Source organism: Oscillibacter sp. 1-3, assembly GCF_000403435.2.
Lineage (GTDB): Bacteria > Bacillota > Clostridia > Oscillospirales > Oscillospiraceae > Oscillibacter.
The window spans coordinates 532561-551314 of the sequence record NZ_KE159707.1 but is presented as its reverse complement, the minus strand read 5'-3'; the positions used below and the strand labels follow the sequence as shown (position 1 = coordinate 551314).

The window sequence follows — 18754 nt, the reverse complement described above, 5'->3', positions numbered from 1 at the left end:
ATCGTGGCACACTTTTTTGAAAAATCAGCCCTTTCGGGGCCGATTTTCGGCTTTTTCAAAAAAATGCGGAAATGAGGGGGCGGAGGAATACCCCCCGCCCCCCGTTTTTTGGGCTTGCGGCTTCTTAGGCTGCGATACGGTAGGTGAACCAGCCGAAACCCTTTGCCCGAAGGTTTCGTTCATCTTGCCGCCCCGGTCGAATTGGAACAGTATTTCGGCCAATTTCCTGCATGACCGCGCCCCCGGTTATGTCCGGGTCATTGAGAAATTCTTTGCAAAGAGCAACCGCCATTTTGAAGTTCACAGTATAGGAATATACACCATCTTTTGGTTGTCGAACGACGACTTCTTGCACGATTCGGCTTGTGAAATTGAAAGCGGTCAACGCCGCATAAATCTCTTGCTCTACAAAATCGTCCCGCTTGCCGTGGAGGTTTATCAACCCCGCGCTATACTTCAAACTTCGGAAACTGCTCTCAATTCCCCAACGCTGGTGGTAGATTTCCTTCAAGTCGTCAACGGTGAACGACCGGGGAAGTGAGGTCGCCAACGTCTCAAAATTGCCGTTGTCCAGTTGAAAGCGAACAATGCGGAGCTGCATGTTGTAAGGGCTGGGAAAGTCCCAACGGGCGTGCCGGGTGGTGGAACCGGGTTTACTCTTTTTCGGCTGGGGGAGGTAGATGTGGCGGTTGCGTTTGTCCTCATTGGTCTGGGTGGTAGATATGGTGAAGGATAGGTCGCAATCCAGTTCCAGCATGGGCAGACGAGCGATTTCCCGCATGGCGGAGCGGTTGTTCTTCACCCGAAGGACAAAGTAGACATTCGGGGTGTTCATCAGGTGGGCCATGACATTGTAACCTTCGTAGCCCCGGTCGAGGACGATAATTGTCCTGCGGTTGAAGCGGTTCCGTTTGACCATTTCCACCAGCGCGCCCGGCTCGTCCTTTTTGGGGGCGGGCTGGATCACCGCGTCAAAGTAGGTGCGGTCGTAGATGTCAAACAGAGGACTCAAATGCAACTGGTTATACCCCCGCGGTGCGCTGTTATTGCAGACGAAGCTGGGTGCATTGGGATTGCGGGCCATGTTGACTGCGGTGCCGTCACAGGCCAGGACGCGGCAGCCCTTGTAGCCGCGATTGGGCTGACTATATGCGCTGGAGGATGTGAAGTCCAAAAACACCTTGCGGAACACATCGGGCGGGATTTGACGGCGGCGCTGAGACACGGCGGCGGGAGTAGCGTCAATTCCGGCGCGGTGTAGCTCCTTCGCCAGCGGCCCGCCCTCGGCGGCGATCAGGAAGTTGATAAGCTTCTCAGGCGGCAGCTTCTGGCTGCGGGCTGTGTGGGCTATGTCCACACTATTGGCTATAGTACGCTCTAAATTACGCTTGTGCAGGTCGGCGAGGGACAGCGTATTGTCCGTAGCTATTTCCTCGGATACAGCCGCTTGAGCGCCTGAATTGTGACGATTTTCAAGCCTTTCCATAATTTTTCCTCTTTTCGATAGTTGTGAAACTATCGCCAGAAAAGCAAGAAAGACGCGCCCTCTCATCTGTGAGGGCGTCGCCTTTCATATTCGTCACTTATTTGTTAATTAAAAATGGTTTTCTTCTTGCCCCTGGTATGCGTAAAACGCTACGAATTTGTTTGGGCGATAATTTGTTTTCATTTTAGTAATGCGATACCGCGGCTGTCAAGTAATTTGCGGCATGATTCTCAATTTGTTTACAATCGGCTAAACGACGCAACCAAATTTGCCGGATTGCGTTAAGGGCCAGATACACCGTATCTGGCCCTTAAATCGCTTAATTTAATGACATTGGTATTCATAGCCCTGATCTTTTTCTACAGTTTCCGAAAAAATGGTTCTCCCGAAATCTATTTTACGCAGTGCCTTTGCATGCGGAATCACGAGGACCCTTCTTTTTGGGCCGCGTGGCGCTTGGCAGGGAGCGGGAGCCCGCCTGGAGGCGCCGAGGGTCTCTTTGTCCAAAAACAGCACATCGGTCCGCGCCGTCACGGCCGGAGGAACCGCCTCCGCAGCCTCCGCCGCCACAGCGCCGTCAGCCGCTCCAGGGCCCGGTCCAGAATCAGAAATGTGGCGTTGGCCAGCGCCAGCAGAAACATCTCAAAGCCCCCGGCGGCCGGAGCCTCCGGCAGGCCCAGCGCCCGCCATACCACGCCGTAGAGCAGAAGGCACACCCCGGTACAGACCGCGATCTTCACCGCCGCCCGCACCGGCCGGGAGGGGAGCTTTGCCAGCTTTGGCCGCAGGATGGGATACCAGCCAAAGCACAGGTACACCAGCGCCGCCTCCCGGTCCGGGTCCAGTACCAGGGCCAGAAGGGACACGGCGATCCAGGCCGTGCCGGCGGCCCGGGGGCCGTACTCCTCCAGCACCGGCAGCAGCGCCGCCATGGCCAGCACCGGCGCGCAGAAGGTGGCGATGGGAATCACCCCGCCCAGGGTCAGAAGCGACGCTGCCAAGGCGCAGAGGACGCCGCACAGGGCCATCCGGCGGCTTTTCATGAGGGAATCTCCTTGTACTTGAGCTTGTAGTAGCTCCACTGCCTCCACTTGGCGATGTTCTCCGCCAGGTCCCCGGCGGGATCTGTGAAGGTACTGCCGTCCATGGAGACACAGAGGGATTTCTGGACCACGGTTGCCTGCCGCCGCAGCTGGTTCAAAAAGGCGAACCAGGGCGTGGCCTCCCCCCGGCCCGTCAGCTCCAGCAGAGCCGCCCCCAGGAAGCAGGCGGAGATCTGTCCGCCCGGATGCAGGTCCAGCGTCTCCAGGGCGTTCTCCCAGTCCAGCACCTCCGCTGCGGCGTCGTTGGCCCAAATCACGTAGGGCGTCTCATAGGCCGTCAGGTTTTCCTGCCCCTCCGGGCCGGGAAATACGTCCAGCCCCAGCTGGCGGTATCCGATCTGATTATCTCCCAGATAGGGCAGGTGGTCCCCCCAGAAGGCCAGCACCACCGGCTCGTCGGTCCCGGCAAAATAGTCCGCCAGACGGCCCAGCATGGCGTCGGCGTCCCGGGCGCCCTCGGCGTACACCGCCAGCATGGTCTCCACCTCCTCCGAGAGGCCGGAGGCCTGTACCGGGGGAAAGCCGTACCCCTCGCCGTACTTGTCGGCGGTGTAGGACATGTGGTTCTGGATGGTGGTGGTGTAGCTGCAAAGCAATTGGCCTCCGGACACGGCCTCCTGAAATTTCTCCTCAATAAAGGCCGCGAGATACGCGTCCGTCACCCAGCGGCCCTTGTACTCCAGGTCCTCCATCTGGTCAACGAATACCGTCTCCTCCGCCCCCAGCCAGCGGTAGACGTTCTCCCGGTTGTAAAACCAGTCGTCCCCAGGGTGAAAGAAGGAGGTGTGATAGCCCTCGTCCCCAAAGACCCGAAACACGCTGTCCAGGTTTCGGTTCACCACCCGCAGGGCGGAGGTGGTGGCGGCGGAGAGGGCGTTGGTCTGCATTCCCGTCAGCACGTCGAACTCTGTGTTGGCGGTGCCCCCGGCAAAGCCGGGCACCACCACATGGCCGGAGAGGGCGTGGGAATCCCTTTGCAGGGCGTGGAGATTGGGCAGGGGGTCCTCCGCCCAGGTGAAGGCGGGATGATCGGTGATGTCGGAAAACGCCTCGTTCATCACCATGACGAGGTGAACCTGCCGGCCCTGGCCGGAGGCGGTCTCCGCCTCGTCCCAGGCGGCGGCCTGGGCACGGTTGAAGCCCTGGGGCCTGTCCACCAGGAAGGTGGTGAACTGGTGGCAAAAGTTGTAGGGGAAGCCGTTCTCGTTGAACACGGTGGACAGGCGGTAGGGGTTCGAGGCCCCGATGCTGTCGTACAGGCCGGTGGAGCCCAGGACGGTGACCACCGCCAGGGCCAGGGCGCCGAAGCTTCCCGCCGCCCCCAGGAGGCTCCCCTGCCAGCGCGCTTTTGCCGGGAAGGGTCTGGCTTCGATAAAGATGCCCAGAACCGCTAGGGCCAGGGTTATCAGCACCACGGCGGCAATGACACCCGCGGGATAGCGGATGTCGTAGCTCTCCACGGCGCTGGAGACCTCTTTCAGGAGGGCCAGGTCCCGGGGGAACACGGGCTCGTCCCGCACCTCAATTTTCACGCGGTTGGCAATGGAGAGGCCGCAGACGATGAGGTTTGTAAGAGCCGCGCCGAAGAACACATTGCGGAAGAGGCACGCCAGCCCCAGCAGAAGAAGCCCCACTGGCAGGGCGTTCAGCAGGATCAGCACCGGCTTGCGGAGAAAGTTTGAGATCACGCCCCGGAAGGCGTTGGGCTGGCACCACAGGGCCAGCAGGGTGATGAATCCCGCCAGCAGCACCGCCGTCAGCAGGGCGAGCGGCAGGGAGAGGCGGAATTTTGGAAGGCGTTTTTTCAAGACAATAAATCCTTTCCACAGAAAATTGATATTCCCATTATAGGGCATTTCCCCTAAAAAGCAAGCGCAAACTCCCCTCCGTTCAAAACAGAGGGGAGTTTTTTGCTGTGGTATTACAAAGCGCAATCAGAAGGTGACGACCTCCTGGGCGGGCTTTTCGCAGGGGCTCAGGGAGAGGATGTTCATCACCGGCCCCCTGCCCTTGTAGGCCTTGTGCTTCTCCACCGCCATTTTGGCGGTGACCTCGATCCAGTCCCGGTTTTCCAAAGCGTCCAGCCCGCCGCCCTTGGCGATGAGGCCCAGGAACTGCACGTCGTTCTCACAGCACACCATGGCGAAGCGTCCGGGGCAGTGGATGCCGGGGTACTTTTTGGAGTGGCACATCATCAGCTTCATGTGGACAAGCCTGCCGTCGTAGCGGTCCGGGTGGTCCATCACGTCCACATACCACACGCCGAAGTCCTCGTCCGGGATGTCCACCACATCCTGGCTCAGGTCGAAGGGGCACTCGTCCCCGGTGAGATAGTCCTCGCTGGTGCCGTCCGTGTTTTCAAAGTAGATGTCCGCCCGGCGGTTTACCATCCTGAGATTCCGCTTCCGCAGCGCCTCCCGCAGCTGGGGTGTGGCGCGGTTGAACACCAGCAGGTCGGCGTTGGTGATCTTCTCCATCATCAGCTGGCCCATGTTCTTGGCGTAGACCTCAAAGGTCCCGGCCTCCACAAAGGTCATGATCTGGTAGAGCACCCAGTTGGCTGGCAGCACCTCCCGGTACAGCCGCTCCATCTGCCACATGCCGTTGTACTCGATGAGGACCTGCTTGGGGCGGTACTCCTTCTCCCAGGCCTTCATCTGGGAGCACTTGAGGTCCTCCTCGTCCTCCACGGTGACGACGGCGACGTTGTCCAGGGCCTTGGGGTTATACGCCTCCTCCCCCTCCTCGCAGCAGATCAGCAGGGTCTTGTCCTGGCGGGCGAAGCCATCCTCCAGGACGCCGTTGATAAAATTGGTCTTGCCGCTGTCCAGAAAGCCGGCGACCAGATAGACGGGAATATCCATGGCACATGTCCTCTCTGCGGTTACAGGCCGAACAGCTCCGCCAGCTTCTTCTCGTTCAGCTCCGCGCCGATGACGCAGAGGCGGCCGGTGTAGTCGGGGCGGCCGGTCCGGACCTCATGCTCCTCGGGCACGTAGTCGAACTCCACCCAGGCGCCCTCCGTTCCATTGACGATGCCCTTGGCCCGGAGAATCCTGCCGTACTCGCCGGAGTCCAGCGCCGTGAGAATCCGGGCGATGTCCGCCTGGGAGAAGGCCTTGGGGGTCTCTTTGCCCCAGGAGGAAAACACCTCGTCGGCGTGGTGGTGATGATGATGGTGGCCGTGGCAGGAGCAGCCGGGGTCGCTGCACTCGTGACCGTGGTGGTGATGGTGGTCGTGTTCCTCATGACCGTGGTGGTGCTCATGCTCCCCGTGATCGTGGTCGTGGTGGTGCTCATGCTCCCCGTGATCGTGGTCATGTTGGTGCTCATGCTCCCCGTGGTCGTGGTCATGGTGGTGCTCATGCTCCCCGTGATCGTGGTCATGATGGTGCTCATGCTCCTCATGGTCGTGATGATGGTGCTCGTGCTCAGCCTCCTCGGCCTCATGCTCCGCCCGCATCTTCGCCAGCAGCTCCTCGGCCAGGGACACCTTCTCCATGGCGGAGAGGATGGTCTTCCCGTCCAGCTGGTCCCAGGGGGTGGTGAGGATGGCGGCGGAGGGGTTCTTCTCCTGGAGCATGCTCACCGCGGCCTCCAGCTTCTCCTGGGAGAGCTTCTGGGTCCGGGAGAGGACGATGGTGCCGGCGGACTCCACCTGGTTGTTGTAGAACTCGCCGAAGTTCTTCATATACACCTTCACCTTGGTGGCGTCCGCCACGGTGACGAAGCTGTTGAGCTTCAGCTCCGGCACGTCCGAGACGGTGTTCTCCACCGCCACGATGACATCGGAGAGCTTCCCCACGCCGGAGGGCTCAATGAGGATACGGTCCGGGTGGAACTGGTCCGCCACATCTTTCAGGGCCTTGTTGAAGTCCCCTACCAGAGAACAGCAGATGCACCCGGAGGACATCTCGGAGATCTGCACGCCGGACTCCCGCAAAAAGCCGCCGTCGATGCTGATCTCGCCAAACTCGTTCTCGATCAGCACCAGCTTCTCCCCGGGAAAGGCCTCGGAGAGCAGTTTTTTGATGAGGGTGGTCTTACCCGCCCCCAGGAATCCGGAGATAATGTCGATTTTTGTCATAGCGATCAAGTCCTTCTATAAAATTTCTGAACCAGACTTTATCATACCATTAAAATTCTAAAATGCAATATTTTTACAGAAAGTTTACGTTTTCCGTCTCCGCCGGACCTCGGGCTGGAAGGCCTCCAGCTCCCGGGCCGTGAGACCGGAGAGCAGCAGCAGGCACAGCAGGTTCGGCAGGCACATCAGCGCGTTGCAGATGTCGGAGAAGCGGAACACCGCCTCCAGCTCCGCCGCCGCCCCCCACGCCGCCGCCAGAACAAAGGCCAGGCGGTACAGCAGGACGCGCTGGGTGCCGAAGAGGTACTCAAAGGCCTTCTCCCCCTGGTACGCCCCGCCCAGGATGGAGGTAAAGGCAAAGAGGACGATGGAGACGCTTACCAGCAGGCCCCCTGCCGGTCCCAGTACGGAGCGGAAGGCCAGGATGGTCAGCGCCGCGCCGTCCACGGCGTTTCCGGCGGCGTCCGCCGTGCCCAGGACCCCGGAGCAGCAGATGGCCAGGCCCGTGACGGTGCAGACCACGCAGGTGTCGAAAAAGGCGCCGGTCATGCCGATGTAGCCCTGCCGGGCGGGGCTGGTGGTGGCGGCGGAGGCGGCGGAGATGCCGGCGGAGCCCATGCCCGCCTCGTTGGAGAACACCCCCCGGGCCACGCCCCAGCGGACGGTGTTCATCAGGGTTCCCGCCGCGCCTCCCGCCGCCGCCCGGGGAGAGACGGCGCAGCGGAGGATCTGGACGATACCGGCGGGCAGATTTTCCCGGCAGCCCCACAGCACCGCCAGAGCCGCCCCCAGGTACAGCGCCGCCATCACCGGCACCACGGCGGCGGAGGCCCGGGCCACGCTCTTCACGCCCCCCAGAATGACGGCCAGGGCCAGCCCCGCCGTCACCAGGCCGGTGATCCGCACCGGCACGCCGAAGGAGGCCTCCAGCGCCCCGGCGATGGAGTTTGCCTGGGCCATGCCGCCGATGCCGAAGGAGGAGCACACGGCGAAGAGGGCATACGCCGCCCCCATGACGGCCCCCGGGCGCCCCAGGCCGTCCCGCATGACGTACATGGGCCCGCCGGACATCTCCCCCCGGCGGTTCCGGCGGCGGAATTTCACCGCCAGCAGGCACTCCGCCAGCTTGGTGGAAAGGCCCGGCAGGGCCGCCAGCTCCATCCACACCAGCGCCCCGGGGCCTCCCGCCACCAGGGCCGTGGCCACGCCCACGATGTTTCCGGTGCCGATGGTAGCGGCCAGGGCGGTCATGAGAGAGGCGAAGGGGGTCACGTCGCCGTCCCGGCCTCTCACCCGGGCCTCCCGGCCCAGGGCGGCTCTCAGGGCGTAGCCCAGGTTCCGCCAGGGGAGAAAACGGGTGCGAAGCGTCAAAAACGCCCCCGTCCCCACCAGCAGCGCCAGGGTGCCCGGCCCCCAGAGAAGATCGTCGGCGGCCCGCAGCCACTCCATCACCATACGCCCACCTCCAAAAAAATCCTTGGTACAAGGATATAGGACGTGGATGGGGATATATTCCGAAAAAAACGGACGCCCCGTCACAGGCGTCCGTTCATCCGGCGATCAGGCCTCCATATGCCTGCCCAAAAAGGCGGCGATGGTCTGCGCCAGCTTGTATTCCGCGTCGCCGGGGACGGCGGGGGTATTGCCGATGAACAGCACAAGGCCCAGCAGGTCGCCCTCGGAGAGGATGGGGGCCGCCACGTTGGCTACAAGGCGGTCGCTGCTGTCGGACACAGGCATGGCCTGGCCCTCGCCGTTGTACTGGTAGATCTGGCGGCTCTCCATAATCTGCTCCAGCTCCGAGGTGATGCGCTTGCCCATCAGCTCCCGCTTGCCGCCGCCGGCCACGGCGATGACCGTGTCCCGGTCGGTGACGGCGCAGATGGAGCCGGTGGAGCGGCTCATGGTTTCGCACAGCTGCCCGGCAAAGTCCTCCACGCCTCCCAGGAGGGAGTACTTCTTGAAAATGACCTCCCCGTCCCGGCTGGTGTAAATCTCCAGGGGGTCTCCCTCACGAATACGCATGGTGCGGCGGATTTCCTTGGGGATAACGACCCTTCCCAGGTCATCAATCCGCCGCACGATTCCAGTTGCTTTCATATCAAAACTCCTTTGAAAAGTGTTGTTGCTATGTCACTCTGGCAAAAGCTAGTATCCGCTGTTTTTTACGGCTTATGCCGCCGGAAGCGATGGAGATGTCTGGAAATTCCGACAGGCGGAGGTTTGGAGCCAGGCGCCGCCTGTGGCGGGAAGAGCGCTTCGGCGTACTTTTCCAAAAAACCGGCAAAAAAAACCGGCATGGGCGGCAAACCGGCTCATTCCCCCTTGTATTGATGAAAAACGACGGACATTTTTAACAAAATGATTGCAGTTTTGCCAAAACTATGGTATAGTTAGTTCACTTTTGGACTGCTTTGCGCCCCGCGCAAACGCCCTGGTCAGTGCGGCGCGCGGTCCGGGTGTTCCTTGTTTTTCCAGAAATAGATAACGCCATAAGAGGAGGGATTGGTCTTGCCGCCAGAGCAGGATGTGTTTTTTGAATCCCTGTACCAGAACAACTTCAACGGCCTGGTGATTTACGCCAGGGCACAGCTCAATGACACGTACGAGGCGGAGGAGGTTGTTCAGGACGCTTTCTACACAGTCCTTCAGCAAAAAGAAAAGCTCCGGCACCACGAAAATCCAAGAGCATATCTGATCAGCGTGCTGAAATTCAAAATCCGCGAGTACAAACGGGCGCGAAGCCGCTATCTCAAAATCTTCCTCTCGCTGAACTATGATTTCCTCCCCGAGGTCCCGGCGCCGTCCAACCCCTACCCCGTCAGCATTTCCGGCATTATGGAAGCGGCCCGGGAGACGCTTACCGAGGACGAGTGGCACATATTCCGGCGGTATGTTCTCAACGGGTACGGCCACTTAAGAATTTCCAAGGAGCTGGGCATCTCCGTTTGGGCCAGTCAGAAGCGTCTGGAACGGATCAGGAAGAAACTGCAGGACGTGCTTCCGGAACATTGAAAATAAATGCTTTTGTTCGGCCGGGTTGTCCCTTGGGACGCCGGTTTTCGTTTTCAGCGTTGGGCCTTGTTTGAAAAAAGTCAAAACGCCCAAACGACGGATCTTTTTCCGCCGCTTTGCGTTGATTTTCCTTGCAATACACAGAGTATGGCGGCATCAAATCGCCTTGAGCGGCAAAAAAATCTCTCGCCGCTGCACATTTTGCCATTTATCAAACAAGGCCTAGAAAAAAATTTTTTTGGAAATTTTCAGATTTTTATGTCAGGTTTTCCAACCTGCGGCCATTACTTTATAAGGAGGTGCGGGGATGCCGACAGATGGCAGAACGCAGACGTACGGATTTCTGGATCAGTTGAGCACGGAGCAGCTGCTCAATCTGCTGCGCGCAGATTTTGACTCTTCGGAAGACGGGGACGATGAGCAGATCTTTCAAATTCTGGAGGTGATTGAAAAGCGGGAGAGGGAGCGCGCTCCCGATTCTCTTCCCGACGCCGCTCAGGCTTGGGAGGACTTCCAAACATACTTTAATACCCCGGACGGCACGGGCCGTTCCCTTTATCCAATGAGAGATTCCGCCGGGAAGAGTGCGGCGGGAACCGCGCGCAGACGCAGACGGCCTTTGAAGCGGCTGCTGCCCCTGTCCGCGACCGTTGCGGCTTTGACCGTCTCCTGCATGGTTACGGCGCAGGCGATAGGCTTTGACATTTTCGGCGCACTGGCGCAGTGGACCGCGGAAACCTTTCGGTTTGAAATGGGTGCAGCGGACCCGGCGTCAGAAGCGCTGCGGCAGGCGGTTCAGGGAACTTTTGATGAATGCGGCGTCATGATTCCGGCTCCGATCTGGTATCCGGAGGGGTCAATGCTGGCAAGAGACATTAGCGTAAGTAAAGACACAGAGGCTTCGGTAATTCTGTGCGGATTTACCTGCGGCGATCAATCTTTTTTCATTGAAGTCCAGCAGTATTATCAAAATGACCGTATTCCCAGCTATACTTTGGAAAAGGATGCCGCAGAGGTTGAAGAGTACTCCAGCAATGGAAGGCTGTTTTACATCATGTCAAATCTTTCCTCAAGTTGTGCTGTATACTCAAGCGATCAGACGATCATGGTCATCAGCGGTGATCTCTCGTTGGAAACACTGAAACAGATTATCGATTCTATTGGAGAGTGATTTCTATGTGTCGAGCAAAAAAATTAACGCTTATGTTTGTGACCCTTGTTTTTTTGATCGCCTCTCTTTGTCAATCGGCGTCCGCAATCGAGCTGTCTCCTCGCGCCAGCCTTTACTTAAACGGTTATGGCGCCGGCATATACCCAGGGACGAGTAAGGGATCTGTACGGATCGACTTTACGGTCACCGCGACTACTTACTCAGACTATGTCGGTGTTTCCGAGCTCATCATATATAAATCGAGCGGCACCCGTGTTGCCACTATTACAGGGACCGTGGCCAACGGCCTCCTGCGTGAAGATGACGCGGTTCACCTTGGTCACTACACTTACTACGGCGAACCCGGTGGCAAGTATTACGCAAAGCTGACCATGTACGCCGAGCGGGACGGCGGTTCCGACTCCAGAGAGTACCTTACCACCACCTGTACCGCGCCGTCCTGAGTCCTCTGATTTCCCCTTGCTGCTTCTCATCCGTCTTCTGCCGTATCCGCATCATAAAACAGGTCTCGTGTCAAGGGCGGATACCGCCGGAGTACGCTGACTCCCTAACCATCCATATGCCGCACTTCCCGCGAGCCTGTCACCGCAGGCTCGCTTTTTTTCGACAAATTTCTCCAAAATCCGCCGCAGCCGGAACTTGATTTCCTGGTAATCAGGCCCCTCGCCTCCTATGATAAATACAAGGAGGTAACATGTATACCCATATTTTTGGATCATGAAAAATTCAGCAGGGTTATCAAGGAAAAGGATCTCAAGCAGGAGCCACTGGCGGAGAAGCTGGACATCAGTGACCGCCACTTGAGGAATCTGTGTTCCAAAAATATCAACGTTTCATCCTCTCTGCTGCTCAAAATCAGCGAGGCGCTCCAGGTTCCCATGAAAGATCTGCTGACTGTGCAGGAGGATCAGGAGGACGTGAAATGAAGCGGGCACGGCAGTTTTTGCGGCGTATCGGGCGTCCGCTGCTCTGGGAGCAGCTGCTTTACCGCCGCCCCATGGCGGTGGCGGAAATCCGCTCCTTTTCCCGCTGTCACGGGGCGCCGGCCTATCCGGTTTGCCCCAGGTGTGAGAAGACGATGGAGCGGGAGTACATAGCCTTTTGCAGCCGCTGCGGGCAAAAGCTGGATTGGGAGAATTTTCAGGAAGCCAGAATTGTTTATGTGGAGCCGCGCGTTTTGGAAGACCCGGTAACGGTGCGCTGACAGGAAAGCAAAAAGCGGACGGCAGGCTGATGATCAGCCCGCCGTCCCTTATTCAGGGGCAGTCTATTCGTCCAGCTTGAGAACAGCCAGAAATGCCTCCGTCGGAATCTGTACAGACCCCAAACTCCGCATTTTCTTTTTGCCCTCCTTCTGCTTCTCCAGCAGTTTCTTCTTTCGGGTGATGTCGCCGCCGTAGCACTTGGCCAGCACGTCTTTCCGCATGGCCTTCACCGTCTCCCGGGCGATGACCCGTCCGCCGATGGCCGCCTGCACCGGCACCTCGAAGAGCTGGCGGGGGATGTTCTCCTTTAATTTCTCGCACAGCTTCCGGGCCCGGGGATAGGCCTTGTCCTTGTGGGCGATGAAGCTGAGGGCGTCCACCTGGTCGCCGTTTAAGAGCAGGTCCACCTTCACAAGCTCGCTGGGACGGTAGCCGGAGAGCTCGTAGTCCAGCGAGGCGTAGCCCCGGGTGTTGGCCTTGAGAGTGTCGAAGAAGTCGTAGATGATCTCGTTTAAGGGCATCTGGTAGTGGAGCTCCACCAGGTTGGTGTCCAGGTACTGCATGTCCTTGAACTCTCCCCGCCGCTCCTGGCAGAGGGGCATGATATTGCCCACGTACTCGTTGGGGGAGATGATGGAGACCTTGACATAGGGCTCCTCCGCGTGCTCAATGGCGGAGGGGTCCGGGTAGTTGTGGGGGTTGTCCACGGCCACCATGGAGCCGTCGGACTTGTAGACGTTGTAGATGACGGAGGGGAGCGTGGTCACCAGGTCCAGGTCGAACTCCCGCTCCAGCCGCTCCTGAATGACCTCCATATGGAGCATCCCCAAAAAGCCGCACCGGAAGCCGAAGCCCAGGGCCACGGAGGACTCCGGCTCAAAGCTGAGGGAGGCGTCGTTGAGCTGGAGCTTCTCCAGGGCGTCCCGGAGGTCGGGGTACTTGGAGCCGTCCTCTGTGTAAATGCCGCAGTAGACCATGGGCTGGACGGGGCGGTAGCCCGGCAGGGCCTCCGCCGCGGGGGCGGCGGCGTCCGTCACCGTGTCGCCCACCCGGGTGTCCTTCACGTTTTTGATGGAGGCGGTGAAGTAGCCCACCTCCCCGGCCTCCAGGCAGCCGCAGGGCTCCAGGCCCAGGGGCAGCAGGTGTCCGCACTCCACCACCTGGTAGCTGGCGCCGGAGGCCATCATCCTCACCTGCTGGCCGGTGCGCAGACGGCCCTCCATGAGGCGCATATAGACGATGACGCCCCGGTAGCTGTCGTACTGGCTGTCGAAGATCAGGGCTTTCAGGGGGGCGTCCGCGTCCCCGGAGGGGGGCGGGACGTTTTTCACGATGTCCTCCAGCACGGCGTCGATGTTGACGCCCATCTTGGCGGAGATCTCCGGCGCGTCCAGGGCCGGGAGGCCGATGATGTCCTCCACCTCCTGCTTGGCCTTGGCGGGGTCGGCGGCGGGGAGGTCGATCTTGTTGAACACGGGGAGGATTTCCAGGTCGTGCTCCATGGCGAGGTAGGTATTGGCTAGGGTCTGGGCCTCCACGCCCTGAGTGGAGTCCACCACCAGCACGGCCCCCTCGCAGGCGGCCAGGGACCGGGAGACCTCGTAATTGAAGTCCACGTGACCCGGGGTGTCGATGAGGTTCAGCTCGTAGATCTCCCCGTCGGCGGCGGTGTAGTTCAGCCGGACGGCCCGGGCCTTGATGGTGATGCCGCGCTCCTTCTCCAGGTCCATGTTGTCCAGGAGCTGGGATTCCATCTCCCGCTGGGAGACTGCGTCGCATTTTTCCAGCAGGCGGTCCGCCAGGGTGGATTTGCCATGGTCAATATGGGCGATGATGCTGAAATTTCGGATATTTGACTGTTTTGCCATATAAAAGGGCCTCCTTTTTGATACCCGGTGGGTATCGGGGAAATTGTATTCCTTCGGAATCCGCCCCGCGGGGGGCGGTCTCCCCCCGTCCCGCGCCTGAGGCGCGAACTCCGCATTGTATTATGCAAAAATACGCTCATAGTCATAGTTTACCACAAACTCCCGCAGCGCGTCCAGCCTCTCCCGGCGGTTTTCCGCCGTCAGGCGGTACTCCCCCGTGTTCATGGCCTTGGACATCTGATAGGTGACCCGCCCCGCCACATGGATGTGGTCCGCATAGTTGTCCAGATTTGTGATGACCTCCAGATCATCCATAAAAAATTGCAGCTCCGCGTTGCCATAGCCCAGCAGGGTCTCCGTCGCCTCGTCCATCATGGCGAACACCGCCTCTGTCTCCCCAAGGCGGTCCGCCTTGTCCCAGAAGAGAATGCTGTACGGCGAAAAATAGAAGATGAACTCCGTGTCCGGATACCGCTCCAGCCAGCCGGTGACCTCCCGCAGGTTGGCCGCGCAGTTCTCCCGGAACCAGTCCGCCGGCTTTGCCGCCTCCCGGGTCCCCGGACGCTCATAGCCCCCCAGGGCCTCCTCCCGGTTAAAGGACACGTTCCCGTCCCATACAAAGGCGTCCTGCAGCGTCTGGGTCTCCCCCTGGGCCTTTTTCAGCACGGTGTAGACAGAGCGCAGAAGGGCGTCCTTGTTCAAAAGGTACTGTCCGTCGTTCCAGGGATTGTCATCGTAGAGATACTGCGGCAGCTGGTCCGGTTCCTCCGCCGGGCTGCGTGAGAGGAGATTGGGGTCCAGGCCGAAGATCACCCGCTTTACGTTCTGCCGGGTGGTGGCGTAGTCCAGGGCCTGGCTGAACTCCCGGAAGCCGCCGTTGGGGAAGGTGATCTTTACTGTGGAGGTCTCATAGAACACGTCGAACCAGAAAGGACGGTAGTTGGCCGCCAGAGAGGAGCCCAGGAGAATGGTCTCATACTCCTGGCTCCGCAGCAGGCCCGCTCCCTGGGCACGCTGGTCAAACCAGACCTCCCCCTCCGGGTCCGGGGCGTGATAGTGAAAGAAGGGGTCCACCAGATACACCGCGGCGGCGCACAGAGCCAGCAAAAGCGCCGTTACCGCAAGCGCCGCGGCGGCCCAGCGCTGTTTTACGTCTCTCATGGCCGCCCTCCTAAAAGTTGGAATAGATGAATGCGGCTGTGCTGGAAAAGGACAGCACGGCCCAGGCCAGCAGAATGCCGCAGGCCGCCGCCCTGGGGAGCGTGGGCCGGAAATCCTCCATCCGCCGGACAACGCTCCGCCGCTGGAGAGACACCGCCAGCCCAATGGCGAACAGGGCCGCCAGCACCAGCCCCGGCACCGCCTTGGCGGCAAAGGGCAGCAATGTCCGCAGGGCCGTGGCCTCGCTGTCCAACGCGCCCGCCGCCAATTGCTCCAGGGGCAATCCCCCGCCGCCGCGGACGGCGGCGCGCAGCAGGGACCCTGCCGCGGCCAGGGAAGGGGCCTGGAAGAACACCCAGGCAAGATTTACAAAGAGGAAGGTCAAGGCCCACCGGAGGGCCTTGGGCAGCCGCTCCCGTCCGGGCCAGAGCCGCTCTATCACCTGGGCCAGTCCGTGGAGCAGGCCCCAGGCCAGGAAGGTCCAGCCGGCCCCGTGCCAGAAGCCGCTGATGAGATAGACAATCAGGATGTTGACGCAGGTCCGCGCCGTCCCCCGGCGGCTGCCGCCCAGGGGGATATAGACACACTCCCGCAAAAACGCGGTCAGCGTCATGTGCCACCGTTTCCAGAACTCCCCCGCGCTGAGAGCCCGATAGGGGGAGTCAAAGTTCACGGGAACCCGGATGCCGAACAGCCGGGCGCAGCCGGAGGCGATGTCGCAGTAGCCGGAGAAGTCCAGATACAATTGCAGGCTGTACCCCAGGATCACCACCCAGGCGGCGGGGGCCGTCATGTCCGCGCCCAGCGCCCAGCCGTTGGCGACCACCGTGCCCAGGGGGTCCGCCAGCAGCACCTTTTTTGCCATTCCCAGAGAGATGGCGTACAGCGCCGGGGCAAAGTTCGACCCGTCCGCCCTTTTGCCCTCCAGCTGAGGGAAGAAGGCCTGGGGCTTCCAGATGGGGCCGGAGGTGACGGTGGGGAAGAAAAGGGAATACAGGACAAAGCTGCCTCGTCTATCCGGGACCAGGGTGAAGGCGCCGGAATAGATTTCCTTTAGAAACCACAGCTGCTGGAAGGTGAAGAAGCTGATTCCCGGCGGCACGGGAGAGAGGGAAAAGCGGCCCCCGGTGAAAAAGGCGGCGTATTTATACAGGAGCAGGACGCACACCTGCCACCCTGCCGCCAGTAAAAACACCGCTTGCCGGTGCGGTTTTCCGGATTGGAGGTACTTCGCCGCAGACCAGGAGACAAGCATCCCCGCGGAAGGCGGCAGCAGGGCCTGGCCGCTGCCATCGCAGCAGAGGATGTAGAATACCAGGCTGACCAGCGCCAGAGAAAAGGTCCGGAGACCGGCTCTGCGGAGAGAGGGCTTCAAGCCCGCGCCCGCCTCCGCAAAGGCGCTGAACAGGCGGCAGAGCGCCAGCGACAGCCCCAGAAAAATCCAGAAGCCAAAGGACTGAAAGCTCATGACTTGCTCTCAGACAGGGCGCTGAGCCGGGCGTCGGCAGCGCTGAGGATCTGGGTCAGGCTCTGGCAGCGGCCGGGATAGGCGTCGGCGATGGCCTGGCTGCTGAGGTCCGGGAACTCCGCCTTTTGGGCCGTCTGGCCCCGGAGGGCCCGGGCGTACCTGGCCTCGGACAGCTTCATGTCCGCCCCGGCCAGCCCCATGGTGCAGGCGGCGGGGTCCAGGGAGAAATAGGCCTCGTTGGCCCCGGCGGAGCGGTACAGGTGGCGGTAGAGCTGGTAGACGGCGCTGGAGAGATAGTCCGACGCCGCGTTGATGGCGGCCTTGTCCCCCAGTTTGCCCAGAAGGCCGAACAGCACCCCCACCGCGCCGGAGAGCAGCTTGCTCTGAAGGGTGGCCAGGATGCTGCCCTGGAGCACGTTGCCCGGCTCGGCGGCATTCAAAATCTCCTCGGAGGTCAGCATGCTGCCCTCCCGGGACAGGGTCCGGCCCAGGATGAAGTCGGCGGAGACGTGGTAGTAGTCGCAGGCCTTCACCACAAATAAGAGGCCCGGCTCCCGGATGCCGTTTTCATAGTGGCTCAGCAGGGCCTGGGAGATACCCAGGTCCCCGGCGGCGGTGCGCTGGGAGACGCCCCGCTCCTGCCGCAGCAGGGACAGCGTCCGTGAAAATTCAGAAGCCATAAATTCTCTCTCCTTTTCGGGGATCTTTTCAATACGCAGGGTATAGTTTACCAAAGACGATACCGTTTGTAAAGAGAAAAAGCGGGCGCAGAGCGCCCGCTTTTGCGGTTTTCTCTGATATGGACAAGGCCGCGAATCGTGCGGAGCGAAGCTGCCGGCAGTTATGCGCCGCTAAACTTTCCCTTGACAGGTACAGGCAGAGATGCTATCATTTACTTGCGAATATATTTAGCGAATATTCGCAAATGATATTTTGCCGGGAGGTACAGATTTATGCCGTCAAAGCCAGTGCTGTCGGAAGCCGATAAAAGGGCTGTCCGCGAGAGGTTGAGAGAGCTGTGCGAGGAATGCTGGATTGCGCAGGGATACAAAAAAACAAGTGTCAAAAATCTGTGCAGTCAGGCGGCGGTCTCCATCGGCACATTCTACACCCTCTACCCCGCAAAGGAGGATTTATTTCTCGAAACAATTGAAAATATTCAGTCGAGGCTGACAGAGCGGGTTCTTGAAATCAACAGATGTCAGCAGACCAAAGCGGGATTTGCGCAGTCCATGAAGGACCTGGTCCGGGAATATGACAGCAAGCCGTTTTTGTATCATGTCAATACGCCGGATTTTCAGGCCTTCATTGCAAAGCTGCCGGAAGAAGCCATCAGGAAAATCAAGCTTGACAGCTTTGCGGTTTTCAGACAAGCCGTCCAGGCGGCCAATCTCACCCTGAAAATGGAGCAGTCCCAGGCATTTGGGATTTTAAGCGCCCTGCTGGCGACGATCAGCGCGAAAGAAACCCTTTCCGTCACGTGTGATTATTTTGCTGTGTTTGACTGCATGACGGATATACTTGTGTCCAGAATTTTTCAGTGAGAAATTCATAGTGAAGAGGAGGCTGTGATATGCGTTTTCCCATTCCTGACTTTGTTCCTGTTCCAACCCCGGAGACCATGCGCATTATATCCATTGTATCGTTGGCCGCAGGTATCGGTCTTGTGGGTGCGGCTGCGCTGTTTCTGTTTTCTCAAAGAGAAAAGGAAAAGAGAAAAAAATTATCGTGGATTTTTATGGGGACAGGCGTTCTGCTGATACTCAACCATGCCGTTCAATTATTTTTTTAGTGCCCCTTCCCTTAAATGCGATGATTAGTATTTTCCATAGCGGCGGTTTTTCCTGCCCAACAAATGCACTTTTATACATAATATACGCCATTTTCCCGTTTGCTTGCAGATAAAATGATGGATAACTCCATTGGCACCAATATAACCGTTCCCAAAATGCAAAACAGCAGGATCTGCGGTATATTACAAAAATTCACAAATAACAAATAGCTCAAACTCAGAACGATTGCGGGGGTAAAAATCCTTAACTTCATATAAGTCCTTTTGTATCTCTCGTATTCATCCGAAATGTCATCCATTAAATGTTGATTTGGTGAGATGAGTAATCATGCCCAACTTCTGGTTTCAAACCGTGATCCGTGAAATCGCTGGTGCTTAGGCCTTGTTTGAAAAAAGTC

Annotated in this window: 19 protein-coding genes; 8 read left to right on the top strand and 11 right to left on the bottom strand. The window is 59.3% G+C overall.

Annotated elements, in window-relative coordinates:
- Positions 1-124: 124 nt before the first annotated feature.
- From C816_RS09150 to C816_RS09120, 7 genes are all read right to left on the bottom strand, one after another.
- Entirely contained in the window at positions 125-1486 is a 1362-nt protein-coding gene (locus C816_RS09150) for an IS4 family transposase (RefSeq protein ID WP_016322111.1), read from the bottom strand.
- Between the two features lie 530 nt (positions 1487-2016).
- Complete coding sequence (locus tag C816_RS09145) at positions 2017-2529, bottom strand: hypothetical protein (protein ID WP_016322110.1); 513 nt, start codon at positions 2527-2529, stop codon at positions 2017-2019.
- On the bottom strand, positions 2526-4397 hold the full coding sequence (locus tag C816_RS09140; RefSeq protein WP_016322109.1) for an LTA synthase family protein: 1872 nt from the start codon (positions 4395-4397) through the stop codon (positions 2526-2528). Before C816_RS09140 ends, C816_RS09145 begins: the two co-directional genes overlap by 4 nt.
- 126 nt (positions 4398-4523) lie before the next feature.
- On the bottom strand, positions 4524-5453 hold the full coding sequence (locus tag C816_RS09135; protein ID WP_016322108.1) for a TIGR03943 family putative permease subunit: 930 nt from the start codon (positions 5451-5453) through the stop codon (positions 4524-4526).
- 20 nt (positions 5454-5473) lie between these two features.
- Positions 5474-6676, bottom strand: a complete 1203-nt coding sequence (locus tag C816_RS09130; RefSeq protein WP_016322107.1) for a CobW family GTP-binding protein — start codon at positions 6674-6676, stop codon at positions 5474-5476.
- An 84-nt stretch (positions 6677-6760) separates the two neighbouring features.
- A complete protein-coding gene (locus C816_RS09125) occupies positions 6761-8131 on the bottom strand; it encodes an alanine/glycine:cation symporter family protein (RefSeq protein WP_016322106.1) in 1371 nt (456 codons plus the stop codon).
- A 105-nt stretch (positions 8132-8236) separates the two neighbouring features.
- On the bottom strand, positions 8237-8776 hold the full coding sequence (locus tag C816_RS09120; RefSeq protein WP_016322105.1) for a stage V sporulation T C-terminal domain-containing protein: 540 nt from the start codon (positions 8774-8776) through the stop codon (positions 8237-8239).
- A gap of 411 nt (positions 8777-9187) precedes the next feature.
- Here C816_RS09120 and C816_RS09115 point away from each other — a divergent pair, with 411 nt between their 5' ends.
- The 6 genes from C816_RS09115 (at position 9188) to C816_RS09095 (ending at position 12066) form a co-directional block, all read left to right on the top strand.
- The gene (locus tag C816_RS09115; protein ID WP_016322104.1) at positions 9188-9691 is read left to right on the top strand and encodes an RNA polymerase sigma factor; all 504 of its coding nucleotides are present in this window, start codon (positions 9188-9190) and stop codon (positions 9689-9691) included.
- Positions 9692-9757: 66 nt separating this feature from the next.
- Positions 9758-10087 (top strand): hypothetical protein, encoded by a 330-nt coding sequence (locus tag C816_RS24505; protein WP_207636912.1) that lies wholly within the window; start codon positions 9758-9760, stop codon positions 10085-10087.
- On the top strand, positions 10044-10862 hold the full coding sequence (locus C816_RS09110) for a DUF4367 domain-containing protein (protein WP_242832168.1): 819 nt from the start codon (positions 10044-10046) through the stop codon (positions 10860-10862). Before C816_RS24505 ends, C816_RS09110 begins: the two co-directional genes overlap by 44 nt.
- 275 nt (positions 10863-11137) lie before the next feature.
- On the top strand, positions 11138-11305 hold the full coding sequence (locus C816_RS24500) for a hypothetical protein (RefSeq protein WP_155978960.1): 168 nt from the start codon (positions 11138-11140) through the stop codon (positions 11303-11305).
- A 267-nt stretch (positions 11306-11572) separates the two neighbouring features.
- A complete protein-coding gene (locus C816_RS24250; RefSeq protein WP_016322101.1) occupies positions 11573-11788 on the top strand; it encodes a helix-turn-helix domain-containing protein in 216 nt (71 codons plus the stop codon).
- Positions 11785-12066: a hypothetical protein gene (locus tag C816_RS09095; RefSeq protein ID WP_016322100.1), complete on the top strand. Its 282-nt coding sequence runs from the start codon at positions 11785-11787 to the stop codon at positions 12064-12066. Before C816_RS24250 ends, C816_RS09095 begins: the two co-directional genes overlap by 4 nt.
- Before the next feature lie 63 nt (positions 12067-12129).
- Here the strand turns inward: C816_RS09095 and lepA are convergent, their stop codons facing one another.
- The 4 genes from lepA to C816_RS09075 all read right to left on the bottom strand — a co-directional run bounded on the left by lepA (position 12130) and on the right by C816_RS09075 (position 17244).
- A complete protein-coding gene (lepA, locus tag C816_RS09090) occupies positions 12130-13935 on the bottom strand; it encodes a translation elongation factor 4 (protein WP_016322099.1) in 1806 nt (601 codons plus the stop codon).
- A 120-nt stretch (positions 13936-14055) separates the two neighbouring features.
- Positions 14056-15096: a hypothetical protein gene (locus C816_RS09085; RefSeq protein WP_016322098.1), complete on the bottom strand. Its 1041-nt coding sequence runs from the start codon at positions 15094-15096 to the stop codon at positions 14056-14058.
- 10 nt (positions 15097-15106) lie between these two features.
- Positions 15107-16564 carry an MBOAT family O-acyltransferase gene (locus tag C816_RS09080; protein WP_016322097.1) on the bottom strand — a complete coding sequence of 486 codons (1458 nt, stop codon included), beginning with the start codon at positions 16562-16564 and terminating at the stop codon, positions 15107-15109.
- Complete coding sequence (locus C816_RS09075; RefSeq protein WP_016322096.1) at positions 16561-17244, bottom strand: helix-turn-helix domain-containing protein; 684 nt, start codon at positions 17242-17244, stop codon at positions 16561-16563. Before C816_RS09075 ends, C816_RS09080 begins: the two co-directional genes overlap by 4 nt.
- Positions 17245-17517: 273 nt before the next feature.
- Here C816_RS09075 and C816_RS09070 point away from each other — a divergent pair, with 273 nt between their 5' ends.
- Complete coding sequence (locus C816_RS09070; RefSeq protein WP_016322095.1) at positions 17518-18108, top strand: TetR/AcrR family transcriptional regulator; 591 nt, start codon at positions 17518-17520, stop codon at positions 18106-18108.
- 29 nt (positions 18109-18137) lie between these two features.
- On the top strand, positions 18138-18356 hold the full coding sequence (locus tag C816_RS09065) for a hypothetical protein (protein WP_016322094.1): 219 nt from the start codon (positions 18138-18140) through the stop codon (positions 18354-18356).
- Positions 18357-18754 lie beyond the last annotated feature (398 nt).